This is a genomic window from Streptomyces sp. NBC_01451 (assembly GCF_036227485.1).
Classification (GTDB): domain Bacteria; phylum Actinomycetota; class Actinomycetes; order Streptomycetales; family Streptomycetaceae; genus Streptomyces.
Genome location: NZ_CP109479.1, coordinates 9,845,061 through 9,871,116 on the forward strand (window position 1 = coordinate 9,845,061; position 26,056 = coordinate 9,871,116).

Below are 26,056 nucleotides of genomic sequence, written 5' to 3' on the forward strand. Positions count from 1 at the left end.
TGGCCCGGACCACTGGGACCACAGGAGAATCCTCGGCACCCGGGTGGTACCGCGGTACCAGTCGCGCCGACCGGCGTCTCCTCCTTCCGGCGCAGAGTGCAGGGCGAAGGGCGAAGGCTCACGAGCGGTGGCGCGACGGCTGGGAGCCGCCGCGCCACCGGTGTGCGGGGGACAGCTGTTCTCGGCGGAGCCGACTACGGGGCTACGGCCCGGCCGGTCGCCGGGGAGATCTTCCCGGCGCACAGGCCACGGCCGGCCAGGCCCTGCGCGATGCGTGGCACCGCGGCGAGCGTGTTGGCGGACCAGTCGTGCATGAGGATGACCTGCCCGTTGGTGAGCCGGGCGGCGGCCTGCACGATCGCGTCGGTACTGGCGCCGTTCCAGTCCTGCGAGTCGACGTCCCAGATGATCTGGGTCAGACCGTACTTGGCGGCGACCGCCTTCACCGTCGCGTTGGTCTCGCCGTACGGCGGGCGGAACAGTACCGGGGTGCCGCCGCCCGCGTTGGCGACGGCCTGTTGGGTCCGGGAGATCTCCGAGTCGATCTGTGCCTGGCCGAGCTGGGTCAGGTGCGGGTGGGTGTAGCTGTGGTTGCCGACCCACATGCCTGCGTTCACCTGGGCACGGACCAGGGACGGGCTGGCCGCGGCGTACTGCCCCTGGTTGAACATCGTGGCGCGCAACCCGTTCCGCGTAAGGGCGCTCAGCAGGGCCGTCGTGTTGGCGGACGGGCCGTCGTCGAAGGTGAGCCCGACATACCCGTTGCAGACGGCGGCTTGTGCCGGGGCGGCGGCGTGGCCGGTGAGGGCGGTGGCGGCGGCCAGGGCGGCGGCGGCCAGTAAGGGGAGACGCCTTGCTTTCATGAGGTTCATGGCTAGCCCACCGTGATGTTGGAGTTGCCGCTGCTTCGGTAACCCTCGGTCGCGAGGATCATGTAGTAGCTGAAGCTGCCCATGGGCATTCCGGCGCGGGCCCAGGCGTCGAAGTGGTTGCCGGTGGTGATGGTGCCGCCGGTCCGTTTCGACTGGCGGACGCTCCAGTACTGGTTGAAGGTGCGGGTGCCCTCCACGGACGGGGCGTTGTACCGGGTCGTCTGGTAGATGTCGTACGTACCGCCGTCGCTGGTGACGGTGCCCTTGTACGTGCCCGTGGGCCGGTAGGTCCCCCAGTTGTCGACGATGTAGTACTCGACCAGCGGGTTGGACGTCCAGCCGTACAGCGCCAGGTAGGCGTTCCCGGACGGGTTGAAGCTGCCCGAGTAGCTCACGGTCCTGCGGGAGCCGTTGCTCCACCCCTTGCCGGCCACGAAGTTCCCGGTGTTGCTCCATGAGGTGCTGTAGTTGCCACCGGAGTTCAGGGTCATGGAGACGGTGCCCGGTGCGTCGGTCCAGAACGAGTAGTAGTAGCCGTTGTTGGTGCCCGTCTGGTTGGTGGTGATGACCGTGGCGGCCTGTGCGGTGCCGGGCAGGGTCAGTGCGGCCACGGCGACCAGCAGCAATGTGCAGATGCCGCTGATGAACAGCCTGAACCGAGATGTGGGGGATGTGGGTGCGGGTGCCTTGTTCATGTGCGTGTTTCCTCCTCGTCCTCGTGGGATCGATGGGGGCTGCTGAACACGCGACAGTGTTGGCCGGGGCACCTCAGGTGTCAATAGTTTCGGCTTTCACTTCGAAACATTCGAAAGTCGTGATGGCCCCGCTGGCGGGTTGTAATTGATGGTCAGTGGCATGATTTGCTTCACTGGGCAGAGTTGGAGCGACTGGAATTGAGGTATCTCGGAGAGCTTGCGTAAATGCTTCAGACCCATTTTTCCGAATGTTTCGAAACATTCGCCGATCTCGCTTGTGGCCTCAAGGAAATTCCTCGCGTTCCTCACGTCCCTTGTGTTCCTCACCGGTGGCCGGTCTCGGCGGCGAAGGCGTCGAGAAGGGCGAAGGTGCGTGCCGGCTGTTCGAGGTGGGGCAAGTGGCCTGCTTCCGCCACGACTTCGAAGCGGGCGTTCGCGAACGACGCCGCGTACTCCTTGCCGTAGGCCGGGGTCGCGATGCGGTCGCTCTCTCCCCACAGGACGAGGGTGGGGACGGTGACGGCCGCGAGGCGGGGGCGCAGGGTGACGTCCTTCATGGCGGGGCCACCGGAGAAGACGCGCAGGGCTGCCATGTTGGTCTGCACGACGGCGAGCCGCTCGGCCGGGAGAGTCGCGGGGTCGGCGTAGAACCGCTCGGCGTCGTGGAAGGCGTACTCGGCGACACCCCGCGCGTCGAGCGCGAAGAAGTCCCGGAGTGGTTCGCCGTCGACCTCGATGCCGACCGAGTTCATCAGGATGATTCCGCTGATCAGGCCCTCGGTGTCGGCCGTGGCCAGTTCGGCGGCGATCCAGCCGCCGAGCGAGGAGCCGATGACCAGGACGTCGGACAGGTGACGGTCGCGCAGAAGGCGCAGGTAGGCGGCGGCGAGGTCGGCCACGGTGGTGAAGTGGTCGGGCCTGACGGTGCTGTTCCAGCCCGGGTGGGTGGGCAGCAGGGTGTGAGCCGTCGTGCTGAAGTGCTCGGCGATCGGGGTGACGGTGGCGGGACCGCCGCCGCCGTGCAGGACGAGGACGGGGCGGCCGGTGGTGGGGCCGGTTTCGGCGAGGATCAGTTCTGAAGTCATGGCCCCGACTGTAACTAAGGAAGTTTATATAAGCAAGCTTAGTCGTCATGTTAGCCTGGTGCGCATGCCAGTTGAACTGCAGATCCTCGGCAGGGCCGTGAAGGCCGCCCAGTACCGCCAGCACCGCGCGCTCGACAGCCGCCTCGCGTCGATCGGCAGCACGCTCGCGCAGTGGGACGCGCTCCGCGCGATCGGGCGCACGCCAGGCGCCAGCGCGCGGGAGCTCGCAGGCGCGACATTCCAGAGCGAGCAGGCGTTCGGCACGCTCGCCGGCCGACTGGTGGCGCAGGGGCTGGTGGACCGGCGCCCCGGGCACGGCCGACGGTTCGAACATCACCTCACTCCCGAAGGGGAGCGGGTGCTGAAGGCGGGCCATGAGGTGGCGAACCCGGTGCTCGCGGAGTGCTTCGAGGCTCTGGCGGAGACGGAGCGGGAGGCGCTGCTGGGACTGCTGCGGAAGATCGAGGGACGGTCCGAAGGCGGAAGCGGCCTCTAGCCCGGCCGGTCTCCAGCTGCTGCCCGGCCCGACCTGTCCTGTGTCGTCCCGGCCGCGGCTCCGGTGGTCGTGATGGTGGGCGGGCGGCACGATCGACTGACGGCCTGCCGCATGCTGACGGGGCAAGAGGATCCGCGTCCCCTCTTCACGACGGCATGCGCCACCAGGTATCTTGCATCGCATGGAACCAGGTGATTCGACCAAGCAGGCCCGGGCAGCCGCCCAACTGCGCAAGGGTGTCCTGGAGTACTGCGTACTCGCCCTGATGCGGGACCGCCCCCGCTACGGCGTGGAACTCCTTCACGCCCTGGAGGAGTCCGGGGCCCTGGCGACCAGCCAGGGCACGGTATACCCGCTGCTCTCCCGGCTCCGCCGCGACGACCTGGTCACCACCACCTGGCAGGAGTCCGCCTCCGGACCACCCCGTCGCTACTACGCCCTCACCGACAGCGGCCGGGCCGCACTCGACGAGTTCACCCGTGTCTGGCCCGGCTTCCGCAACGCCGTCGACGCGTTCCTGACCACCCCGCACCCCTCATCCGGAGACCTCGCATGAAGACCCCCGCCGCCCCCGTACGCGACTACCTCTCCGCCGTCGAACGCGAGGCCTCCGCGCTCCCCGCCGACCGCCGCCAGGAACTCCTCGCCGACCTTGCCGAACACATCGAGGTGACGCGTGCGGAACGCCCCGACGCCGCGATCGGCGAGGTCCTGGCAGAGCTGGGGGACCCCCGCACGATCGCGGCGACGGCGATTGCGGAGGTGGGGAACGGGGCTGAATGGGCCCCGGCGCTGAACGCTGCCGGTCCACCTGCCCGGCACGGCAAGGTGCACCCCCTGGTCCCGCTCCTGATGGTCACCCTCTCCATGCCCTTCATGATGGTCTTCCCCGACCACCCCGGGCAGTTGTTCGGCGTCCTCTTCCGCATCACCGGCGCGGTACTCCTCTGCACCTCGGTGCATTGGACCGCCGTCCAGAAGACCACCGGTGTACTGCTTGCCGCCGTCCTGCCGAGCGTCATCATCGCGACCTGGAACCTGTCCAGCGGCGGCCCTGAGGCCGGGACCCCGGCCCTCCTGGCCAACCTGGCCATGTTCGCCCTGATGAGCGGCACGGCGGCATGGCTCTGGCGGGTCCGCCGCGCCTGAACTGGTGACACGAGAGCGGATGGACGAATGTGTCCCACCCGGCCGTAGCGCCGTGCCGCGAACCTGACGCCGAGACCCAGCCACTTGGCCGACCGGCCATGGCCGCATCCCGAGTATGAAGCCACCGGGGGCGGCCAGTTGTCCCGGCGACGTCCGGAGGCCGGCGGCAGCTCTGGCGCCGATGAACATGCGGCCCGGGGACTGTCGCGTGCGTGTGGTGTCTGACCGGCGGGGCCGTCGTGGGCACTTGGGCCAGGTGAATCCGGCAGTGTGCGGGAGCCTCTCCCGCTCAGTGTGTCAGCCCTCGGCCATTGCGTGATCGCGTGACCCAATCAAGCCGACTTCATAGTCCCTTCCTTGGAGCAGGCTGTCCTCGATGTGGGAGCCGAGCCCGATGAGTCGAGTCCATCCTGACGCTGGACACGGGGCTGGTGTGGGGCCGGACGGGGTGCTCACGCTGGTCGTGCTGGTGATCGATGTCGGGAGATGGTTTGTCAGCGGGACGGAACCCATCCGCACCGACCGGCGGCGTTACGTATAGGGGCCGGTAAGCGTGGCTGCGGGCAAGCGGCCCTGTTCCACATCTGCACGGGGGATGCGGATACCCAGGATTTCGCCGACGGCCTGCCAGACCACGCCGCGCAGACCACCCTCCTGCGCGTCGAGAAGGTCATGCCACTGTGGGACGGTGTACCCCTCCGGGCACGTCGCGCCGGCGACTTTCAGCCCCTCGCTCAGGGCGACCAGCTTGCTGCCTTCCACTGCATGCGGGCGGGCTGTTAGATCGTCGCCGAAGTTGTTCAGGTACACGTTCCCGTCACCGGGCACGTAGACGAGATAGCTCGGGTTGACCGCTACGTTCGCGTTCAGGCAGATCAATTCGTCCCCGGTCGTGGGACGCATCTTGTGCTCGTCCTCGAAGAACCATTCGCACCAAGTGCACGAGCCTCGGTCCTCGAGAACGTATGCCCACCCACCGGACGTGCCGTACATGCAGGGCGCAACCCGGTTCGAGCGGAAGTCCCGGTACGGCGTACCGCTCGATATCTCCTCCTCGTCCGCGCCCAGCCTGAGCAGCAGATCCCGGACAGGAACCCCGCGCATCGCGGTCATGGAGATGCCGCCGAGCATCCCGTCAGCCCCCGGTTTACCGAACGTGTGCTGCCCAATCCACCTCAAGCCTTCCGCCACTGCGCCGCACCTCCTCGGTGTCGTGGAATGCCGGTTGTCATGATGCCCCGGCTTTCGACCCGAGGCCGGGGCATCATGACGAGCGCTGGCTTGCAATTGCCGGCGACCGGAGTCAGGTATGAGGCGCGTAGTAGGCGGCGTACCAGGCTGAGCGCCCTGCGGCGGAGAAGTCCTCGAAGTCACCCGCCGTTTCACAGCGGAGCAGTCGTTGCAGTGCCGCTTCGGCTTCGGGCAGGTGTCGGCTCGACAGATACTCCTTGGTGCCGGCCAGTCCGTTTCCGCACAGCAACTGGATGTCGATCGAGCAGTCGGCGTCCATGCTGGCGGACTTGGCCTGCCATATGAGCAGCACGTCTTCGGGGACTGCGGCGTTGAAAAGCTGTACACAGCAGAGCTTCATCAGCTCCGTGTCACCGTCTCCCTGTGCGCGCTTCTCCAGCCGGGTTTGTGCGGTGAGCAGACCTCGTACGTCATCGAGGTTCGCCCCGGAGGGGTGCAGGCCGTACCGGTGCAGGCTCTCGTCTTCGTCCATCGCCTTGCTTTCTCGGGGGAGCGGACACCGATTGTTCCAGGTTGGCGAGCCGGGGGTTCAGTGTCGATCGCGTTGGCAAGGCGGTCCGTGTCGCGGCACCCCCGTGTGTGGGGTGGTGACTTCTCGGGCGGGGTGTGGGTGGTGTCGGGAGGCTGCTCGTCGTCAAATCACCTGAAGAGGAAGGTCGGGGTGGGGTGTCCGTTGGCTGCGTCGCCCGTTCCGGCCCCGAGAGCTGTCCGTGCGGGGAGCCGATTGCGTTCGGGTCGGCTGTTCGGACGTAGGAGCGGGTGAACCCGGCCCAGGTGTCCGGACCGCAACGGATGGGCGCCGCACGACGATGCACTGGAGGCAGACCGAACGTGTCGAGCCTCGTGTCGTGGTGTGGAATCCCCGCGAACGGCCACCGCGCATGCCCCTCCTTGGAGAGGCATGCGCGGTTCGGCGGCCGGGTGACTCACCGGCGGTCCCAGGTGGGTGGTGTCAGCTGCAGGTCCGGTAGTTGTAGCCGGCGAGCCGGGTGCTGCCGTCGCCGTCGGGGAAGGTGTAGTAGCCGTCAGCGTTGCGGCTGAGGGTGAAGTCGTGCGCGATCCCGTCGTACCGCAGGTTCGCGGTGTAGCCGTCGGCGGTGCTGCCGGACACGAAGTACAGCCACTGGTCCATGTGGCCGAAGGTCTCCTGGCCGACCGACCCGTCGACATCCAGGTTGAAGTAGTCCTGCAGGTCCTCGGTGGCCGCCTTGGTTCCCGAACCGAACTGCCCGTCGATGTCCGAGGTGGAGCTCAGGAAGCCGTCCGCCCACAGGATCTTCTGCCACAGGCAGGTGGCATTGGAGTTGGTGTTGGTGCTGGTCGACAGGATGCCCTCGTTGCCCCAGTCGTCCGTGTAGGTGCCGGCACCGGCGATGTAGGCGAGCCCGCTGTACGTCCCGCTCGCGGCGGCCGGCGTGGTACCCAGTGCGAGGGTCGCCGCGGCCACGGCGCCGACGGTGCAGGCAGCCAGCTTGAAGCGCATGCGCAAGCTCATGGGAGTCCTCTCTTACGAGCCACCGGGCCGGTGCCCGGTGATCGCTGCAGACACTGGCAACCGTGGTCCGGCCGGGCAAGCAAAACCGCAGGTCACGGGAGACTGGGATGCCGTCGCCGCGACTGCCTGGGAGGTTCCCGCGACGCTGGGACGCGGCTGGGATGCCCACGGGACGCGCACGGCATGCACACGGGATGCGCACGAGGCGGAAATGGTCTAGGGTCCCGACCGCAGACTGACCGATTACTAGGGGTAACCTGTGACAGCCACCGCTGATTCGGAGAGATTCGCGGCCTTTCTGCGGTCGTTGAAGGAGCGGTCGGGCCTCAGCTACGAGGCCCTCGCTCAGCGCACCGGCGGCAGCAGGTCCAGCCTCCACCGCTACTGCTCGGGTTCGTACGTCCCGCAGGACTACGGCCCCGTACACCGGTTCGCCGTGGTCTGCGGAGCCGCCCCTGACGAACTCCGGCATCTCTACCGGATATGGGCCGTCGCCGACATGGGCCGGATGCCCGTCGGCGACGGCGAGGCCGAGAGCGCCCGGAACACGGTGGCGTCGGAGCCGGAAGCGGGCCCGGAGGCAGTTCCGGGACCGGGTACGGGTACGGGTACCGGAGCGGAGACGGGTACAGGCACGGCGACAGGGGCGGGAACGGAAGCCGATCCGGAAGCCGGGCCCCCACTCGAAGCTCATCCCGCCCCTGCCCCGCGACCGCGCACCGAGGCAGCCACGGCCGGCCCGGCGGAACCCTCGGCGCCCAGCCCTTTACCTGTCCCCGCCGAGGTGTCGGCGGTGGACGGGGCTGCGGTGCCCGCGGCAGCGGAAGCGGCGGGGCACGTGCCGGCTGGCGGTGTGTGGCGTCGACGGGCACTCCCGGTCCTCGGAGTGTGCTTCCTGCTCCTGGTGGCAGGCGGAACATGGCTGACTCTGACGACGCGACAACAGGCGTCCGCCGACAGCACGGACGACGGGCGGATGCTGTTCTCCGCCGCCTGCGCGGAGCCGGTCGCCATGGGACAGCACGACGCCTGCGTCCAGGAGGTGCAACGACTGCTCTCCGAGGCGGGTGCGGACATCGACGTGGACAGTTCCTTCGGGCCGCAGACCCTGCGCCGGGTCACCGCGTTCCAGGTGCTGCGCGGCCTCGACGCCAACGGAGTGGTCGGGACGGAGACCAAGAAGGCGCTCTACGACCCGAAAGTACGGGTACGGAGCTGGTCCCCGGAGAAGGTGAGGCAACGCGTGCGCCAGGTGTTCACCGAGGAGCCCGAGCACGCGGTCGCGATCGCCGACTGCCAGTCCTTCCTCGACCCGCTCCATATCCTGCCGAACACCAACGGCACCAGGAACTGGGGCGTCTTCCAGATCTCCGACGCCCGCCTGAGCAAACTCGGGGGAACTCCACGCGAGGCACTGGACCCCGAGTGGAACATCCAGGCGGCCCACCGACTGTGGAAACGGGCGGGGAACTTCGACGACTGGCCCTACTGCGAGCGCGCGTACAACAGCTCACCCTCACCCTCACCCGACGCGAGCCCGTCACCGACCAGGTCCTGACCACCGTCACGACCATCATCGAACAACCGGGAAGCCGTATCGGCGTCCACCGATACGGCTTCCCAATCCCACGTGTACACCGCCACCGGCGGCACCCCCACCGCCCGGGACCTTCACCCCCGCCGTGACCGCTGCCGGAGCGCGCTGAACGCCGCCCTGACCCGGCACACCAACACCGCCGCTCACTCACACGGTCTCGCGCCTTGCGACCTGTGGCTGACATACATGACTCCCGGTAGCCGCGGGCTCAAGGTGTGCGTGGCTCGTCCGCTCAGGGAAGGCCTCGGCGTGCGCCCCGCCATCAGGTCCGCCCGAGCTGCCCGCGACGAGACTCCCGTCTTGCGGTAGACCCGGGAGATGTGGGTCTCGACCGTGCGGCGGCTCAGACAGAGTCGTTCGGCGATCGCCGGGCTGGTGAGACCGTCTGCGACGAGGTCGGCGATCTCCCTTTCGCGGGCGGTCAGTTCGGCGAGGCGGTGCTCGGGCCCGTCGGCGGCGGCCACCGCCGGGCCGACCGCCTCGGCAGGACCGGTCAGCATGCCGCAGCCCCCGGCCACGGCGAGCCGCCGCCCCCGGTGCCAGGCAGTGTGCCCCTGCCGTGAACCGCCCGGGTCCGCCGCCAGCAGGGAGGCGCCGAAGAGCAGGGAGAACGCCTCCCAGAACACCCCTCCGCTGCGGGCGCTCTCGTCGGCCGCCGCCATGAACAGGTCCGCCGCCGCCCTGTCGTCACCGAGACCGAGATGTATCTGCGCCGCGCTGCGCATGGCCGAGGCACGCTGCACGGGCAGATCGAGCCGCTCGGCCTCCTCGTGGGCCCGGCCGGCCCAGCCCTTCGCCGCGTCCAGGTCACCCATGGTGACGGCGGCGGTCACCAGGACCTCCAGGAACAGCGGACGCATGGAGGGCTGCATCCTCCGCAGACCGGGGCCGCCGGCACGCAGCACCGCCTCCCGGGCACGACCCGGGTCACCGGCGGTGAGCGCCGCGTAGCCGAGCACACACCAAGCGATGGACGCCCACCAGTTGACGCTCAGACCCGCCGCGGCCACCGCCTCCTCGGCGGTCGCCAGCGGCCGCGGATCGCCTCCGGCGGCCTCCAGAGGGGGTGGACCCTAGCCCTGTGTCAGGTGCGTGCGGGCGGGCGGACACGGCTCGCGTCCGGGCACGGCAACGGCACAGTGAACTTGTGTGAGGCCGAGTCCGGCACGCGGTGCTGGAACTGACCGCGCACAACGGCTCCGTGTGGACCCTGTGCGAGGTGTCCGACGGCGACCGCACCCTGCTCGCCACCGCGGGCTGGGACGGGGTAGTCAGACTGTGGGACGTGGAGGCACCGCAGGAGGTAAGGGCGTTCACCGCCGGTGTCGGGCCCGTGTACGGCCTGTGCCAGGCGGCAGCCGGGGGCCGCACGCTCCTGGTCGCCGGCGGGGACGGACCGGGCACCGCTGTGTGGGACCCGTTCACCGGCGAGCGCGCCGGCGGCCTGGGCATGGACCTCGCCGGCCTCCTCAGCGGCCACGGCTGCGTACGCGCCGCCTGCCAGGTCCGGCCGGCGCAGGGCCCACCGTTGATCATCACCGCGGGGTACGAGGACGGAGTACGCGTGTGGGACGTGGCGAAGGAGATCGGTTCGCCTCCACCGGAGAAAAGAGCGGCCTGATCGACCACCCGTAGCCCCCGCAGGTGCGACCTCCGTCTGCGTCAGCGCCACCGGGACAGTGCGCTCTTCCCGTGTCAGCAGGACACCCGGTTGATGCCGGATCTCGCGGAGTGGCGTGCACCCTGCCCAGCGCGAGGGGCTTGTCGTGGTCGCTGCGCCGCACCACACGGTCGAAGGCGGTCCTGCTCGCCGACGGTACGGCTGAGGGCAACCGCATCGCGCTGACCGAGCATGCTCCCCGGAAATGAGCCGCCCCTTCCGGCGAGGTCAGCTGCTGAAGCGGCTGGCCAAGGCGGTGCTGGGGTCCGCCCTGGAGGGCGGGACCACCGGCCGTCTCCGGTGTGACAGGCGTGATCCGGCGGGCGAGGACGGCGGCAACTCCCGTAACAGCACTCGGTCCAGAGCTGTGCTGACGGACATCCGCCCGGTCGGGATCGGCAACCCCGCGATCGGGAAGGCTCCTTCGAGCCGGCCATCGATCGTAAGGAAGCGGCGGCACCTCACGATCACGGCCTTCGCGCTGGTTCCTCTGGCCCCTTGACGGAGCACAGGATCGGGCGAAGGCCGCTCGCGCGTCCACTGAACCGCCAAGACGCGGGTCAGGTTCGAGGCACGTTCGAAGCCGGAGCTGAAGGGACAGGCTAGGACGCCGAACAGGTGGTCGTCGCCGACGGCGCGCCTGCCCCGGCCGGCGTACTCGCCAGGAAGCCGAAGGTGGTGCTCGCCCCCGCCGTCACCGTGCCGTTCCACCCGGCGTTGCGGACCGTCGTCCCGGACAGCGCGCCGTTCCAGACTTGGGTCAGCTGGGTGCCCGCCGACAGCGCGAGGGTCACCGTCCAGGAAGAGATCGCCGCCGTGGACGAGGTGTTGGTGACCGTCACCTCACCCTGGTAGCCGCCCTGCCACACTGACACCGCCCGGAAGGCCGCCGAGCAGCCACCGCTCCCGGGGTCCCCGGGGTCGCCCGGGTCGCCCGGGGTGAGCAGGGCCGACAGCGCCGGGTACCAGCGGGCCGCCATCTTGGCGTCGCCGGAGGCGTTGGGGTGGACGCCGTCGTAAGTGTCGGTGGCCGTGTCGAAGCCCGTCCACTGGTCGACGACGGTGACCGGTGACTGCGCGGTGGTGATGCCCTGTGCCCAGGCCGGAATGCGCTGGTTGAAGGCCACCGTACGAGCGGCGCACTCGGCGCAACTGCTCGGGTTGATCGGGATGAGCTGGGCTACCAGCACCTTCATCGCCGGGTTGCTGGCCCGCATCTGGCCGATCAGTTTGGTGTACGCGGTGAGGATGGTGTCCGGCGTGATGCTGCTCCAGACGTCGTTGGTGCCGAAGTGCATGACAACGATGTCCGGCCGAGTCGCCGCCAGCCAGCCGGGCAGCAGGTTCTGGTCTGCGGTGGCGGTGGCCTGGAAGCCGCCGTGCCCTTCGTTGTCGGCATCGTGTGTGAGGGCACAGCTCTGGGCGTTCAGGGTGCCGACGAAGTCGATGTCGGTGTAACCGGCGTTCTGGAGTTGGTTCCAGAGGAGGGAGCGCCAGCAGCCCGGGGAGCCCGTGATGGAGTCGCCGAGCGGCATGATCCGTACCGGAGTCGCGGCGGCGGCGGACGGGGCGCCGACCAGGCCGAACCCGGCGGCAAAGGTGAACAGGGCGGCAAGGAAAGCGGCGAGGAGGGGGTGGTGGTGTCTGCTGCGCACGGGGTGTCCTTCCCGGAGTGGGGCGGGAGCGGGGGTGCGGGACGCGGGTGTGGGAGCGCTCCCACACTTGCGTATCGTTCATCAAGCCACCGTTGTCGTAGGCACGTCAATAGCCCGGACGGGCCCGGATGTGACGGATCTTGCGTCAGGTGAATTGCCCTCTCAGCCGCAGGCGGCGACCACGGACATGTTGCTCACCTGCGCCATCGGGATGACGGCGGTGCTGTGCGCTCCCGCCACGGCGAGCCGGAGCATCCCGCCGTCGGCCGATCGCAGGACGCCGCAGGTTGCCGTCGAGCCGTGCTCGACCTTCAGGTAGGCGGTCGGGGGGCCTGCGGCTTCGGGGGCGGGGGCCCACCAGGTCAGGCCGACCCCTGCCAGCAGGCACAGCAGGCCCGCGGCCACGGCGGCCCGGGCGATGTCGAGCCTGGCCCCGGCGTTGCGGGCGGCGGCGACCCGGAGAGCGCGGACCGATCCGTACCGTTCGTGGACGTCGGCCAGGGTCAGCGTCAGCGAGCGACCACCGGCCTGGGCCGCGAGCGCCTGCCACAGCCCGATCACGCTGGAGGCGAGGCCGAGCGCGACCAGCGTCGTGATGGCGATCCGCCAGCCGACGGGCACGTCGCCGACCACATCCCGTCCCTTGATCACGAAACCGGTGGTCACCAGGGTGATGAACGCGGCAAGGCCGTTGCGCCACTTCTCCGCGCTGTCCTGTACGCGGGGGAGCGATTCGTCGATGAGCCGCTCGAACTCGGCCCGTTCGGTCAGATCGAACGGTGTGGGCGGTCGGTCGGGCAACTGGGCCCGGTAGCGTGGTGGCACGCTCATGGGGATGCTTCGTCCGGCCGGGCCGCGTCACTGCCCGCGTCGAGCACCAACTGGACCCGGAAGGCGACGCCGCAGCCGGTGACTTCCCCGGGGGCGCCCGCGTGGAGCTCGCCGCAGCCACAACTGACATCGATGACCACGGTTCGCGGCAGAGGGTCCCTGCCGTGTCCGCCCCTCACCGCGGTGACCGCCTGGCCGACCTGCCGGTCGACGAACTGGTGACCGCAACGCGGGCACGGGCCGCCGACGGTCGCCGTCACCACTCCCTCGCCGACGACCACGCCGGTCTGTATCCCTCCGGACTCGATCAGGTGGAAGGCGCGTTCGGTCCACCGGAACGCCGTGGTTGCCTCGTAGGGCACATCGGCTCTCACGGCAGCGGCCGGCTCGCTCGGTATCACCCTCGTCCTCCCCGCTTGCGTGGAACCTCGCCATTGTAGTGAGTGGTGATGGCAATATGATCTGTGTGCGCGACTGGGTGGCACGACTGACTGGACGGCCGCGCGCGGGAGTTGGGGCGCGTCCGTCGTCTCCGGCATCGCGTCCGGCCATCGATCCGGCCCGACTCGACGAGGTCGTGGCGCGGCAGCGAGCACTGAGCGCGGGCCCGGTCGCCGACCCCGCCGAGGTGATGCGCCTCGCTGAGGCTCTGGTCACGCGGTACGAACTCGCCGGGCGGTCCGCGGACCTGGACGACGCCGTAGCCGCCGGCCGACGGGCCCAACAGGGCTTCCCCGCCGGCCATCCGCACTGGGCCGAAGTCACCGGCAGACTGCGGCAGTGGCTGTTGGGCCGCCACCGGCTGAGCGCCACGCCCGAGGACCTGGACGAGGCGATCGCACTCACCCGTCTGCTGATCACCGCGCATCCGGCTGCCGCGGAACTGGCGAACCTGCTCGACGAATTGAGCGGATTACTGGTCGCGAGGTACGACCGGACACGTGCGGTCACCGATCTGGACGAGGCACTGAAGGCGAGCAGGCAGGCGGTCAACAAGACCGCCGTCCAGGATCCGGACTGGGCGACCCGGATGGCGAATCTCGCCATGGCCCTGCGTCTGCACTTCCTCCGGACCGACGAGGACGCCGACCTCGACCTGGCCGTCCACACCGCCGAAATGTCCGTCGAACACCTGGCCGCCGGCCACTCCGCATACGCACACGTCCGGTCGAACCTCGGCATCCTCCTGCAGGCACGTTTCGAACGATCCGGCGACCCGGGCGATCTCGACAGAGCCGTCCGGCTCTTCCGGCAGGGCATCGAGCACAACCCGGGTGATCCGTTGGCCCGGGCGATCCTGCTGTCCAACCTGGCGTCCGCCCTGCACGACCGTTTCCTGCGTGCCGGGAACGACGCGGATCTGGACGAGGCGATCATCCTGGTGCGCCGTGCGGTCGACCTCACCCCGCCGCACGACCCGGCGAAGGGACGGCATCTGGCCAACCTCAACAACGTCCTGCGGAGCAGGCACGACCGTGACGGCGACGGCGCCGACCTGGCCGAGGCATTGGACGTGCTCCGCGCCGTCGCGTCCTCGACGACCGTGGCGCCGAAGCTGCGGCTGACGATGGCGCTCGCCTGGGCGGGTGCTGCCGAACACCTGGGTGATGCCGACACGGCCCTGGCCGCGTTGCACACGGCGGTGGACCTGCTCCCGGTCATCGTCTGGCACGGCCTGGACCGGGCCAGCCGGGAATCGGCGCTGGACGACGTACGCGGCGTGGCGTGCGTGGCGGCGGCCGTCGCCGTGAACCTGGGCAGGCCGGAGCACGCGGTCGAGATGCTCGAACAGGGCACTTCGGTGCTCTGGGGCCAGAGTCTGCGTCTGCGGTCCGACCTGTCCGAACTGGCCGTTACCGAGCCGGAGTTGGTGGACCGGCTGCACACGGCGCGCCAGGGACTCGACGGCGGCACCGTGGACGAGGGGGAGCGGACGCGGCTCAGCAGGCTCTGGGACGCCACACTGCGGGAGGTGCGCGGACTCCCGGGATGGACGGACTTCCTGGCCCCCCTTCCCGCCGACCGGCTGTACCCGGCCGCGGACGAGGGACCCGTCGTGTGGCTCAACATCGCCGAGAGCCGCTGCGACGCGCTGGTGGTGTCGGACGGGCGGGTGACCGTGGTGCCCCTGTCCGGGCTGAGCCAGGAGTCCGTACTGGAGAGGTGCAACACCTACCTGGAGTCCTTGTCCTACGCCGCCCAGTTCAGGGGCCCCGAGGACTTCCTCGTGCGCGAGCGCTTCCGCGAGGAACTCGTGGACATGCTGGCCTGGCTGTGGGACACGGTCACCGAGCCCGTGCTCGACGCACTGGGGTTCACCGGCACGCCGGGGGAACCGCTGCCACGCCTGTGGTGGTGCCCGACGGGACCACTGACGTTCCTGCCGGTGCACGCGGCCGGCCACTACGGCTCCGGCGAGGATCCGGCCAGGTCCGTGCCCGGACGAGTCGTGCCCTCCTACGCCTCCGGTCTCGGCGCGCTGCTGCGGGCCCGCCAGGACCGCGACAGGGCACCCGCCCGCGTGCTGGCCGTCGGAGTGGCCGAAGGAGACGGGCGCCAGCCCACGCTGCCCGAGGTGCGCCAGGAGGTCGCGGGGCTCGCCGCCGTGGTTCCGCCCGAGCGGCTGACCATCCGGACCGGTCCACAGGCAACCCGCACCGAGGTGCTGCGGGCGCTGGCCGAGCACTCGTGGCTGCATCTGGCCGGGCACACGCAGCCTGACCCCGAGCGGCCCCTGTACACCGGGATCGTCCTGTCGGACGGGCCGCTGACCGTCCTCGACCTCGCCGACCAGCACCTGGAGGGGGCGCAGTTGGCGTACCTGTCAGCCTGCATGACGACGTTGGGCAGCGGCCGGCTCGCAGACGAGGCACTCCACCTGTCGGCGGTCCTGCAACTCGTCGGCTACCGCCACGTGGTCGCGACCCAGTGGCACATCGAGGACCGGCGCGCCGCACAGACTGCCGAGGCGGTCTACTCCCGGCTGTCCCGCGGCGGCGAACTGGACGCCGACAGTGCGGCGCGCGCATTGCACGACGCGCTCGACGAAGTGCGGGAACGGACCCACCCGGTGGACTGGGCGGCGTATGTGCACCGAGGACCCTGAGAGCCGGAGACCGACAAGGATGGCGAATGCACAGAAAGTTGCGCAGGGAAGTCAGAGACGTCGAGAAACTGATCGAGGAAAGCGGGCGGCAAGCTGCGGCAGGTCCGGCGCAACTCGCCGACCATGCCGCCGTCCTCGTGCGCGCCGGGGACGTCTACCGGTCGGCGGACCGGCTGCAGGAGGCGTCCGCCTGCCTGACCGAGGCCCTTGACGCCTACCGGCGGCTCGACGACCTGCCCGGCGAGATGCGCGCCCTGACCGGCATGTCGCTCGTCCTGCGCGTCCAGGACCGGTTCGCCGAGGCCGCGGACTGCTACCGGCGATCGCTCGCGATAGCGGAAGGCCTGGGCTGGGAAGAAACGCGGGACGCGCTCCAGTGGCGGATCGCCGCGATGGAGGCGGCCGACCGGGCGGGCATCGACGTGCCTGACGATTTGGTCAAGGCCGCCCTGCACGGCGAGCCTGGCGAGGACTGGGTCTACGAGATCGACGGGGCGCGGGTCAAAGGCGACCACGCACCTCCGGAGGCCATCATCAGGGCCTGGCAGGTCGGCCCCGACCGTCTGCTCACCGGTGTGGTCATCCCCAACGCCAACTACCGAGCGAGGAAGAAGCGGTAGGCGGGAGCGGCACGGCCCGCAACGGGCGTGATGATCCGTGAACTGGTACGACGCGGCGTGCTCTTTGCCGACGGCTTCGCCATGTGCCGGTTCTCCGCGGCCCAAGCCGGCGACCTCTGCCGGCGACGAACCCGAGCGGCATCTCCCGCCACCGTCCGCCGGTCCTGAACCGCCGGAACGTGCCTCCGGTCTGTTGTCGCAGTTGCCCGGGGTACGGGCCGTACTCGCCGATCGGCAGGTACGGCCCGATGAACTTCCATTCCTGGGCTGGCGGTTGCACTCGCGTCACGCACGACGAAGATCCAGCGGGTCCGAAACCGCCCCGTGGGCGAGCCCCGCAGATCGATCCCGGCGCGGCGGTCGGCCTAGCTCGTCCAGCTGTGGGCCACGTCGACCACGACCCGGTCGTCCAACTGGAGCACGCGGAACGGCAGTCGGGCACGCACACCGAGAGCGACCTGTGTCTGGCCCTCGAAGGTGCCGCCGAACCGCGTGTCCCGGAGGGTGCTGTACCCGCTGATGTTCACGCCGGGCAGGGGCTTGCCCACCTTGCCCGGGTAGGTCGGTACGCCGGCCTCCAGGTCGAAGCTCCACGCGCCGACGCGGATGTCGAGGATCGCTCCGCCTGCGACCGGTATGTACTGGCCCGAGGGGTCCGCGTAGAACCGGTCCACGTACTGGACGTTGTAGTCGACTTGGCCGCCGCCCGGTACGTCGAACACGATGCGGTCGTAGCACTCGTGCTGTCCGGTCCGGACGTCCACCAGGTGATCGGCTCCCGTGGCGGCGCCACCCTTGGCACCGCTGCCCCAGCCCGTCGGGCAGGCCGCCGCCGCACGTGAGCCCTCCGCCGAGGCCGCGCCCGCAGTGCTCGCCGCCGTCCCGAGCATGGCTCCCGCGAGCGCGAGCGCCGCCATTGCCGCTCTGATACCTCGCATCATGTCCCCCCTTGGTCGTGCTTGGCCGCATAACTCCGACACCGGGTGAGACGGCCCGCAACAATGGAAGGTTGTACGCCAGACGGGACAAACGAGGAATCTTGCCGTCCGTGAGATTCCCTCGATATTCCAGGTTCGGCGCCCGGCTGAACTCGCGGCACGAGCACCTGGGTGAGGAGCCGGGATCCGGCAGAGGCAGGGTCGGGGCGGCGGGTGTGGTTGACCTCGATCCGGCACGCGCCGGACCGAACTGTTCCAGGATGGTGGTGGCTTGTTCGGCGAGCTCTCCGTCCGGAACGGTCGGCACGACGCAAGCGCCATGCTCGAACAGAACCCACGACTTGCGAGGGTCGGTGAGAAGCCGCTGCCAGACGTCTCCCAGTATCCCGGTGTCCACGGCCGTCATCATGCCCCGGAGCACAGACGCGGAGTGACGATCGATCGACCAGCGCCAAGGCGAACTCTCGGATCTGCTTGGTGACTTGGTGACTTGGTGACTTGGTGACTTGGGGGCCTGTCGGCCTGTCGGTCCGGGGTTCTGCGGGATCAGGTCGCCGCCGGGGAGCCGTGACGCAGTCAGGCGGACCGAGGCCGTCGCAGTCCTGACCGGCGTGGTCCGGTCAGGGAGCGGACCGCAGTGCCGGTGCGTGCCACGTCACCCCGGGCGGCTGGAGCAGAGGCGAGGGCTCGGGTCCGGGGTCATCGGTGTCGACGACTCCGGCGGCCGTGTGGTCGAAGTCGGTGGGCCATCGGGTGTGCTCACTGGCCAGAGCGCCGGTCAGCCGTGCTTCGACAAGGCCGGCGGTGCTCAGGTCGGTGCCGCGCAGGTCGGCCATACGGAGGTCGGTGCGGTGGAAGACCGCGCCGCGGGCGTCGGCCTTACGCAGGTTTGCCTCGCGCAGGTCGGTGTCGGTGAAGTCGGCGTCACACAAGTCGGTTTCGACCAGCTTCGCGGCCCGCAGGTCGGACAGGACGCAGCGAGCCCGGCGCAGAATCGCGGTCGTGAGGTCGGCGTGCCGCAGGTTGACCGAGACCAGCGACGCCTGGGTCAGATTGGCGCGGTAGAGGCCTGCCGCCTCCATACAAGCGCGGTCGAAGTTGACCTCGGGGAACCACAGGCCGTCGCAGTCGGCCCGGCGCAGGTCGGTGATGCTGAGATTGACCCAGGACTGCTCCCGGTGCTGGCACAGCACGCCGAGCGCGGTCAGCGCCACCTGGGCGTCGGCGGCGCGAGTCTCCAGGGGAGGGACGTCGTTGATGGGCGTGTCCGCCGTCGGCGATTGCGGCCCGGCGGGCGGCCAGGGCAGGTGCGTACGCAGGTACGCGGCCTGGATGGAGATGACGGCCGCCCGGTCGCGGGCCGACTGCTCCGCGATCCGCCACAGCGCGTGCAGCCCGCCGATGCGCACATCCAGCTTGTCGCTGCCGAGCTGGTCGACGGCCCGGCTGAATCGGTCGGTGACGTACCCCTCCTGGGTGGCGCGCAGACCGTCCTGACTCACCCGCAGTTGCCGCCAGGTGGCATACGCTCCGAAAAGCACGGCGAGGCCGCCGACCACCTGCAGAAGCGTCGTACGAACGTCGTTGACCGCCTTCAGCCGATCCTGTGCGGCGACGCTCGCCCCGGCGAGGTCGTGGTCGACCACCACCCCCGGCAGTACGACGAACACCGTGCCCAGAACGGCCAGCCCCGCCCCGGTCAGCAGACACGCGGCTGCACGACGCCTGACCGGCCCGTCGTGCCATGCCCGCGGCCTGCGGTCCGGTTCCCTCATCCCCATGGTCACGAGAGCCTAGCGCCGCTCGGCGGACGATCAAGAGTGCTGTGCGACTGGCCCGTGAAATGAGAACGGCCTTGCGGGTCGGGGGAGTTGTGCGGCTCGCCTGGAACCGTGCCGAGGGCCACCGGGGTCGGCCGATGCATTCCCCGTCCTGTCGTTTGCCCTGCCGGGGCAGGTTCCCTAGGCTCCCCTGAAGATCACGTGCCGGGGAGGCAGCGCAGTGGAACCGCAGGGTGGCGGGCCCGAGGACGAGAAGCACGAGCGCGACGAGGGGGCTTTCCCCGACTGGTTCGTGGAGAGCTTCGCCGACTACTGGCAGAGCATGGGGTCCTCACGTATCGAGGGTCGTATCGCCGCCCACCTGATGGTCAGTGATGCCACCGAGGGTGTGTCGGCGGAGGAACTGGCCGAGGCGGCCGGGGCCAGCCGCGGGTCGGTGTCCACTTACACCCGGAGTCTCGTCGCGCGGGGTTTCGTACGGCTGGTGCGGCGTCCGGACGACCGGGCCCACTACTACGTCATGGACGAGGACGTCTGGGCCGGGTTCCTGGACAAGGAGCAGACCTACCTGCGCAGCCAGAGCGAGCTCGCCGCCAGGGCGCTCGCCCGGACCACTCCCGGCGGTCCCGCCCACGAGCGCATCCGCAACATGCGCGACTACCTGAACTGGCTGCTGGAGGTGCAGCAACTGCCCGCCGCATGGCGCAGGCACAAGGCGGAGCGGGACGCCGGCGGGAGCTAGCCCCGCGGTGTGCGGCGCCGTCCCAGGGGCAGGACGAGCGGGGCGGCCGACTCCGGGGCCTCGGGAGCCTCCGCGGACTGGGGGAGCAGGCCCAGGGAAAGGGCCACATGACGGGCAGAGGTGACGCTGGCCCTACCTGGGACAAGTTTTCAATTTTTTTGAAAGATGGTTCGGATACTTCGGTGTGAAGTCGCTTATTTCGGGCGCGTTGGGCATTGACGTGCCCGAGATGCCGGCCCTACGGTTGCCGGAACGTTCCGGCAAGCAGAGGTGGAGCCCTCCATGAGCCATCCCCCGCGCTTCCCCTCGGTCGACGAGGCCGATCTGACGACCCTGCTCGCCGAACGGTTCGGCGTGCGCGGCACCCTCAAGGATCTCGGCAGCCAGCAGGACCGCAACTACAGGGTCCGCACGGAGACGGGCGACTACGTCCTCAAGCTGGCCAACCCCGCCTCGGATCCGGCCCTCCTGTACGCGCAGGGAGCGGCGGTCGACCGTCTGACGGCCGTCCTGCCCGGGCTGCGGCTGCCCCGGGCCCTCGCCGGTGTGGACGGCTCGGCGGTCCAGTGGCTCACCGTGGACGGCGCGGCCCTCGCCTGCCGGCTGCTGGAGTACGTACCCGGTGAACCGATCATGGACAGTCGCTATCTCGCCCCCCAGGTCGTCGCCCGGCTCGGCGAACTCGCCGGACGAGTCGTCGCCGGGCTCGCGGAACTCGACGCGGCAGAACCCGGCGGGGCGGGGCATGGTGTGGTGGAACGGGACGCGGTGGAACCCGACGAGGCGGAGCACGACCGGACCCGCCTGTGGGATCTGCGCAACGCGCCCGCGGTGATCGAGGAACTCGCCCCGCGGCTGTCCGACCAGATGCGCGCCCAGCGGGTCCTGCGGGCTGCTCGCACCGCGTACGCGCTGGTCGAGCCGCACGCCGACGCGCTGCCGGTGCAGGTGATCCACGGCGACGTGACCGACAACAACGTGGTCTGCGAGACGACCGCCGACGGGCGCCCCCACCCGGTCGGGGTGATCGACTTCGGGGATCTGGGTCCCGGCTGGACGGTGGCGGAACTCGCGGTCACCTGTACCTCCGTGCTGCACCACCACGGCACGGGACCGGCGTCGGTGCTGCCCGCCGTACAGGCGTTCCACGCGGTCCGCCCGCTCTCGGACGAGGAGACGGCCGTGCTGTGGCCGCTGGTCGTGCTGCGGTCGGCCGTCATGGTGGTCAGCGGGCAGTACGACACGCTCCTGGACCCGGAGAACCGTTATGCCTCGGCCGCACTCGACCGAGAGTGGGCCATGTTCGAGGCCGCGGTGTCCGTCCCCGCGGAAGTCATGGCGGCCCAGCTGCGGCACGCCCTCGGCCGTCCGCCGGCGCGCACCGCTCCCGTGACCGGAGGCCGGCTGCTGCCCGGGCTGCCGGACGACGTGCACGTCCTCGACCTGTCGGCGCTCAGCGACGATCTGCACTCGGGCCGCTGGCTGGAGCCCGACGCCGAACCGGCGCTCGCCGCCGACGCGTTGGCTGCGGGACGGGCGGCGGTACGGACCCGGCACGGGGAGTTCCGGATGACGCGCGCGCACACCGACGGCGGCACCTGCGCGCTCGGGGTGGAGCTGTACGTCGCCGGGCCGCTGGAGGTGCGGGCGCCCTGGTCCGGAACGGTCACCCGGCACGCCGGCGACGGGCTGACCCTCAAGGCTCTCGGCGGGGCCGGGCCGGACCTGGTCCTGGACGGCGTCGACCGCGAGGGTGCGACCGGTCCGGTCGCGGTCGGGCAGCGCCTCGGCACGGTGGCCGGCCGAAACGGCGTCCATACGCTGGGAGTCCAGCTGTCCCGGGTGACGGACGGGCGAGCACCAAGGTTCGCCGAGTCCGAACTCGCCGCCGGATGGCTGGAGTTGTGCCCGGACCCGACCGCACTGCTGACCGGCCGGGAATCCGGAGAACCCCAGGATTCGGCAACCGACGGGGAGTTGCTGGCGCGGCGCGAGCGCTCCTTCGCCACCGTCCAGGAGCACTACTTCGACGCCCCGCCCCGCATCGAACTCGGCTGGCGGCACCACCTGGTCGACACCCGCGGTCGCCGCTACCTCGACATGCTCAACAACGTGACGATCCTCGGTCACGGTCACCCCGGCCTGAGTGACGCCGTGCACCGGCAGTGGCGGCGGCTGAACACCAACTCCCGCTTCCACTACGCCTCGGTGGTGGAACTGTCCGAGCGCATCTCCGAGTTGCTGCCCGACGGCCTGGACACCGTCTTCCTGGTGAACAGCGGCTCCGAGGCCGTCGACCTCGCGCTGCGACTGGCCTGGGCGACCACCGGACGGCAGGACGTGGTGGCCGTCGAGGAGGCGTACCACGGCTGGACCTACGCGAGCGACGCCGTCTCGACGTCCGTCGCGGACAATCCCAACGCCCTTGCGTCCAGGCCGCCCTGGGTCCACACGGTCGCCGCTCCCAACTCCTACCGGGGCGGCCACCGGGGTGCGCAGGCGTGGCGGTACGGCCCCGAGGCCGCCGCCCGGATCGCGGAACTCGCCGGGCGCGGGACTCCGCCCGCAGCCTTCCTGTGCGAGCCGTACTACGGCAACGCCGGCGGCATGGCACTCCCGGACGGCTACCTGGAACACGTCTACGAGGCGACCCGCGCCGTCGGAGGGCTGTGTATCGCCGACGAGGTGCAGGTCGGCTACGGCCGGCTCGGGACGCACTTCTGGGGGTTCGAGCAGCAGGGCGTGGTGCCGGACATCGTGACCGTGGCCAAGGCGATGGGCAACGGGCATCCGCTGGGCGCGGTGATCACCCGCCGCGACATCGCCGACGCCTACCGCACCCAGGGTTACTTCTTCTCCTCCTCCGGCGGCAGCCCGGTCAGTTCCGTGGTCGGCCTGACCGTCCTCGACGCCCTGCGTGACGAGGGTCTTCAGGCCAACGCCCGTGACGTCGGGGGCTACTTGAAGGGGCGGCTCGTCGAACTCGCCGACCGGCACCCGCTGATCGGGGCGGTGCACGGCTCGGGGCTCTACCTGGGTGTGGAGTTCGTGCGGGACCGTACGACGCTGGAGCCCGCGACCGAGGAGACGGCGGCGATCTGCGAGCGGCTGCGTGAACTCGGCGTGATCATGCAGCCGACCTCCGACCGGCAGTGCGTACTGAAGATCAAGCCGCCGCTGTGCCTGACCCGCGACAGCGCGGACGTGTTCGTCGAGGCCCTCGACGACGTACTGAGGTACGGATGGTGACCTGCGATGTCGTCTAGGATTCCGACCGTGCTGCCCGGACCCGACACCCCGCCGACCATCGCCGACGTGGCACGGGAGGCGGCGGTCTCCAAGACCACGGCGTCGGACGCGCTGCGCGGACACGGCCGGGTGTCGGGCCCGACGCGCCGGGCGGTGCTGGAGGCCGCCGAGCGCCTGGGATACGCGCCCAACCGCAGCGCCCGCAGCCTGCGCACCTCGGTGACCGACACCATCGCCCTGCACATCCCGGAGTTCCTGACCAGCGCCGAGTACTACATGTCGTTCGTGTTCGGCGTGGCGGAACAGGTGGCTCGCGCCGGTCTGAACGTCACCCTGCTGTCCTCCGGACACCTGCCGCACAGCGGCGCCGTCCCACAGGTGGACGGGCTGGTGCTGTGCGACCCGGTGGCCGAGGACCCCGTCGTCGAGCAGCTGATGAACAGCGGGCTGCCGGTCGTCACGGCCGAGCGGTACGTCGGAGACCGGCAGCCGACTGGGGTGATCTGGTCCGACCACGAGACCTCGATGACGGGACTCCTGGACCACCTGTACGAGGCCGGTGCCCGGCGCCCCGCGTTCATCGCCTCCGACACCACCTCCGACTGGGCCACCACGCTGCAGCTGACCCACGCCCGCTGGTGCGCCGCGCGCGGCGCACCGAAGCTCGTCCGCAAGGCGCCGTTCGGTTCCCCGCCCGACGTGCTGCAGGGCGCGGTCCGGGACATGCTCGCCGAGGCGCCCGAGATCGACGCGATCGTGTGCGCCGCGGACGGCGCCGCCGCCGCGATCCTGCCCGAACTGCGCGCCGCCGGACGGACGGTGGGCCGCGACCTCCTCCTCGCCTCCTGCGTGGACAGCTCCTCCATGCGGACGGCCGAACCACCCATCACCGCGGTCGACCTCCGCCCGCGGGCCATGGGCGCCGAATGCGCCCGGCTGCTCTGCGAAATCCTGTCCGGCGAGACGCCACGGGGTACGGTGCGCGCTCTTCCCATCGAGATGAACGTGCGGACTTCCACCCGCCCATAAACATATTCGGATTATGTTTTCCGGATTCCCTGAGGGTGTTCGGAAATTCCCCATGCCTTGCTGAAACCGCAGCTCGGGGCCCTTGTTTCCAGTAGGTTTATTTCTCCTCTATTCATTGACACCAATATGTGTCGAGGCTAACTTCACTGCACATGCCGGAACGATCCGGCAAACTCTCCGAAAAGGAGGACCGAGAATGCGAAGATCAGCGATCATCGTCGGGTGTTCCGTCGCTTTGACGGGCGCCCTGGCATCGTGTTCCGCACCTGCGGCAACCGACGCGGCCGATACGCGGAAAGCCTCGAAGTCCGGCTATCTCGCCGCGTCCGACGCGTCCTTCGAGGGCACAGGACCGCTCACCGTCCAACTCGACTACGACTCCGTGGAAGCCGGCGGCCTCGACCCGCAGACCGCCGCCACCGCCCGTTCCTGGTCGATCGAGTCGCTCGTCTACGAACCCCTGGTGACCGTCGACCCCAAGTTCGGGATCGAGCCGCTGCTGGCCAGCTCCTGGAAGCAGCCGGACGCCACCACCTACGTCTTCACCCTCCGCAAGGGCGTGACGTTCTCCAACGGCCGAACCCTGACCACCGCCGACGTCGTCGGCAGCCTCCAGCGCCTGCTGAAGTCCAAGGCCGCCTACGCCGCCCAGCTCGGCCCGGTGAAGTCCGTGACCGCCACCGGTCCGGAGGAGGTCACCGTCGAACTGGCCAAGGCGTACACGCCGTTCCTCGCGGCGCTGGCCAACACCCCGGCCGCGATCCTCCCCATGAAGGAGGTCGACGACGGCTCGCTGGACCTGGCGAAGGAAATGCTGGGCACCGGCCCGTTCGTGGTGAAGAACCACAAGCAGGACCAGTACTGGAACTTCACCCGCAATACCGCCTACCGCGAGACTAAGAAGGTCCGCGTCGACGATCTGAAGATCGAGATCGTGCCGCAGGAAGCGGCCCGCCTCGCCGCCCTGCGCAACGGCAGCGCGTCCTTCGTGAACTTCAACAACATCGATTCCATGGACCAGTTGACCGGTACCCGGAACGCGAAGGTCGTCAGCCAGGCGAACAGCGACTTCTACTACCTGATCCAGAACTCCAAGAATCCCGACTCGACGCTCGCCGACCAGAAGGTCAGATTCGCGCTGAACAGCGCCCTGAACCGGACCGAGATCGCCTCCGTCGCCCTCGGCGGACAGGCGCAGCCCACCGGTGTCACCCCCAGCGTCCTGCCCGGCGCCTGCGACCCCGCGAAGCTTCCCGCCGCGACCAACAAGACCGCCGACACTGCCGCACTGAAGAAGGCGGGGACGCTCCGCCTCGCCGTGTACACCTCCGAGCCCGCCGTCGGCCAGATCGCCCAGGTGATCCAGCAGCAGCTCGCCAAGTCCGGCGTCACCGTGAAGATCCAGAAGTACGACGACACCACTTACGGCGCCAGGGTGTTCGGCGCGAAGCCCGACTTCGACCTGGCCATCGGCTGGTTCGCCGGATACGTGGACGCCTCCATGGTGTCCCGCTGGTGGAACCCGGTGCTCGCGGGCTTCTCCGGCACCTTCCTGAACGACGACAAGACCCTCGACGCGCTCATCGACAAGGCGGCCGGCGAACCCGAAGGCACCGCCCGCACCCAGACGCTCGCCGGCCTGTGCGCCCGGGTCGACACGGCCGCCCAGATGCTGCCCCTGGTGACCCGCCCGTCCGTCATCGGCTACCGCACCGACCAGGTCAGCCCGACCCTGCGAGCCGCCGAGGGCTACGGCAACTTCCTGCGTGACATCACCTCGTACACGCTCCCGGCCGCGAAGTAGC

At 69.8% G+C, this 26,056-nt stretch carries 23 protein-coding genes; 11 read left to right on the top strand and 12 right to left on the bottom strand.

What is annotated here, in order from left to right; genetic code table 11:
* Positions 1-194 precede the first annotated feature (194 nt).
* The 3 genes from OG595_RS43365 to OG595_RS43375 form a co-directional block, all read right to left on the bottom strand.
* Positions 195-872, bottom strand: coding sequence for a polysaccharide deacetylase family protein (locus tag OG595_RS43365; RefSeq protein WP_329282120.1), 678 nt, complete (start codon positions 870-872; stop codon positions 195-197).
* 2 nt (positions 873-874) lie between these two features.
* Positions 875-1,567 (bottom strand): glycoside hydrolase family 11 protein, encoded by a 693-nt coding sequence (locus tag OG595_RS43370; protein WP_329282121.1) that lies wholly within the window; start codon positions 1,565-1,567, stop codon positions 875-877.
* A gap of 323 nt (positions 1,568-1,890) precedes the next feature.
* The gene (locus OG595_RS43375) at positions 1,891-2,652 is read right to left on the bottom strand and encodes an alpha/beta fold hydrolase (RefSeq protein WP_329282123.1); all 762 of its coding nucleotides are present in this window, start codon (positions 2,650-2,652) and stop codon (positions 1,891-1,893) included.
* Between the two features lie 64 nt (positions 2,653-2,716).
* Between OG595_RS43375 and OG595_RS43380 the strand changes: the two genes are divergently transcribed.
* The 3 genes from OG595_RS43380 (at position 2,717) to OG595_RS43390 (ending at position 4,297) form a co-directional block, all read left to right on the top strand.
* Positions 2,717-3,148, top strand: a complete 432-nt coding sequence (locus OG595_RS43380) for a MarR family winged helix-turn-helix transcriptional regulator (RefSeq protein ID WP_329282125.1) — start codon at positions 2,717-2,719, stop codon at positions 3,146-3,148.
* A 181-nt stretch (positions 3,149-3,329) separates the two neighbouring features.
* A complete protein-coding gene (locus tag OG595_RS43385; protein ID WP_329282127.1) occupies positions 3,330-3,704 on the top strand; it encodes a PadR family transcriptional regulator in 375 nt (124 codons plus the stop codon).
* Positions 3,701-4,297 (top strand): HAAS signaling domain-containing protein, encoded by a 597-nt coding sequence (locus OG595_RS43390; RefSeq protein ID WP_329282129.1) that lies wholly within the window; start codon positions 3,701-3,703, stop codon positions 4,295-4,297. Before OG595_RS43385 ends, OG595_RS43390 begins: the two co-directional genes overlap by 4 nt.
* A 531-nt stretch (positions 4,298-4,828) precedes the next feature.
* On the opposite strand, the gene OG595_RS43395 is transcribed toward OG595_RS43390, so the two are convergent.
* The 3 genes from OG595_RS43395 to OG595_RS43405 form a co-directional block, all read right to left on the bottom strand.
* A complete protein-coding gene (locus OG595_RS43395) occupies positions 4,829-5,488 on the bottom strand; it encodes a hypothetical protein (RefSeq protein WP_329282131.1) in 660 nt (219 codons plus the stop codon).
* A 112-nt stretch (positions 5,489-5,600) separates the two neighbouring features.
* On the bottom strand, positions 5,601-6,020 hold the full coding sequence (locus OG595_RS43400; RefSeq protein ID WP_329282133.1) for a hypothetical protein: 420 nt from the start codon (positions 6,018-6,020) through the stop codon (positions 5,601-5,603).
* Between the two features lie 480 nt (positions 6,021-6,500).
* Positions 6,501-7,043, bottom strand: coding sequence for a peptidoglycan-binding domain-containing protein (locus tag OG595_RS43405; RefSeq protein WP_329282135.1), 543 nt, complete (start codon positions 7,041-7,043; stop codon positions 6,501-6,503).
* Positions 7,044-7,302: 259 nt separating this feature from the next.
* Between OG595_RS43405 and OG595_RS43410 the strand changes: the two genes are divergently transcribed.
* Positions 7,303-8,601, top strand: coding sequence for a helix-turn-helix domain-containing protein (locus OG595_RS43410; RefSeq protein WP_329282137.1), 1,299 nt, complete (start codon positions 7,303-7,305; stop codon positions 8,599-8,601).
* A gap of 182 nt (positions 8,602-8,783) precedes the next feature.
* On the opposite strand, the gene OG595_RS43415 is transcribed toward OG595_RS43410, so the two are convergent.
* Entirely contained in the window at positions 8,784-9,650 is an 867-nt protein-coding gene (locus OG595_RS43415; protein WP_443073306.1) for a helix-turn-helix transcriptional regulator, read from the bottom strand.
* A 161-nt stretch (positions 9,651-9,811) separates the two neighbouring features.
* Here OG595_RS43415 and OG595_RS43420 point away from each other — a divergent pair, with 161 nt between their 5' ends.
* Entirely contained in the window at positions 9,812-10,261 is a 450-nt protein-coding gene (locus tag OG595_RS43420; protein WP_329282138.1) for a hypothetical protein, read from the top strand.
* Between the two features lie 641 nt (positions 10,262-10,902).
* On the opposite strand, the gene OG595_RS43425 is transcribed toward OG595_RS43420, so the two are convergent.
* The 3 genes from OG595_RS43425 to OG595_RS43435 form a co-directional block, all read right to left on the bottom strand.
* Positions 10,903-11,955 (bottom strand): GDSL-type esterase/lipase family protein, encoded by a 1,053-nt coding sequence (locus OG595_RS43425; protein WP_443073307.1) that lies wholly within the window; start codon positions 11,953-11,955, stop codon positions 10,903-10,905.
* A gap of 162 nt (positions 11,956-12,117) precedes the next feature.
* Complete coding sequence (locus OG595_RS43430; RefSeq protein ID WP_329282140.1) at positions 12,118-12,786, bottom strand: hypothetical protein; 669 nt, start codon at positions 12,784-12,786, stop codon at positions 12,118-12,120.
* Positions 12,783-13,148 carry a hypothetical protein gene (locus OG595_RS43435; protein WP_329282142.1) on the bottom strand — a complete coding sequence of 122 codons (366 nt, stop codon included), beginning with the start codon at positions 13,146-13,148 and terminating at the stop codon, positions 12,783-12,785. The genes OG595_RS43430 and OG595_RS43435 overlap by 4 nt, the downstream gene beginning before the upstream one ends.
* A 215-nt stretch (positions 13,149-13,363) precedes the next feature.
* On the opposite strand from OG595_RS43435, the gene OG595_RS43440 reads away from it, so the two are divergent.
* Positions 13,364-15,892 carry a CHAT domain-containing protein gene (locus OG595_RS43440; RefSeq protein ID WP_329282143.1) on the top strand — a complete coding sequence of 843 codons (2,529 nt, stop codon included), beginning with the start codon at positions 13,364-13,366 and terminating at the stop codon, positions 15,890-15,892.
* Positions 15,893-15,918: 26 nt separating this feature from the next.
* Entirely contained in the window at positions 15,919-16,512 is a 594-nt protein-coding gene (locus tag OG595_RS43445; protein WP_329282145.1) for a tetratricopeptide repeat protein, read from the top strand.
* 365 nt (positions 16,513-16,877) lie between these two features.
* On the opposite strand, the gene OG595_RS43450 is transcribed toward OG595_RS43445, so the two are convergent.
* Together OG595_RS43450 and OG595_RS43455 are read right to left on the bottom strand one after the other, a co-directional pair.
* The gene (locus tag OG595_RS43450; RefSeq protein WP_329283623.1) at positions 16,878-17,450 is read right to left on the bottom strand and encodes an AMIN-like domain-containing (lipo)protein; all 573 of its coding nucleotides are present in this window, start codon (positions 17,448-17,450) and stop codon (positions 16,878-16,880) included.
* Between the two features lie 620 nt (positions 17,451-18,070).
* Positions 18,071-19,225 (bottom strand): pentapeptide repeat-containing protein, encoded by a 1,155-nt coding sequence (locus tag OG595_RS43455; RefSeq protein WP_443073308.1) that lies wholly within the window; start codon positions 19,223-19,225, stop codon positions 18,071-18,073.
* A 226-nt stretch (positions 19,226-19,451) separates the two neighbouring features.
* Between OG595_RS43455 and OG595_RS43460 the strand changes: the two genes are divergently transcribed.
* From OG595_RS43460 to OG595_RS43475, 4 genes are all read left to right on the top strand, one after another.
* The gene (locus OG595_RS43460; protein WP_329282147.1) at positions 19,452-19,973 is read left to right on the top strand and encodes a GbsR/MarR family transcriptional regulator; all 522 of its coding nucleotides are present in this window, start codon (positions 19,452-19,454) and stop codon (positions 19,971-19,973) included.
* Positions 19,974-20,255: 282 nt separating this feature from the next.
* On the top strand, positions 20,256-23,222 hold the full coding sequence (locus OG595_RS43465) for an aminotransferase (protein WP_329282149.1): 2,967 nt from the start codon (positions 20,256-20,258) through the stop codon (positions 23,220-23,222).
* Between the two features lie 27 nt (positions 23,223-23,249).
* Positions 23,250-24,251, top strand: a complete 1,002-nt coding sequence (locus OG595_RS43470) for a LacI family DNA-binding transcriptional regulator (RefSeq protein ID WP_329282151.1) — start codon at positions 23,250-23,252, stop codon at positions 24,249-24,251.
* A gap of 196 nt (positions 24,252-24,447) precedes the next feature.
* A complete protein-coding gene (locus tag OG595_RS43475; RefSeq protein WP_329282153.1) occupies positions 24,448-26,055 on the top strand; it encodes an ABC transporter substrate-binding protein in 1,608 nt (535 codons plus the stop codon).
* Position 26,056 lies beyond the last annotated feature (1 nt).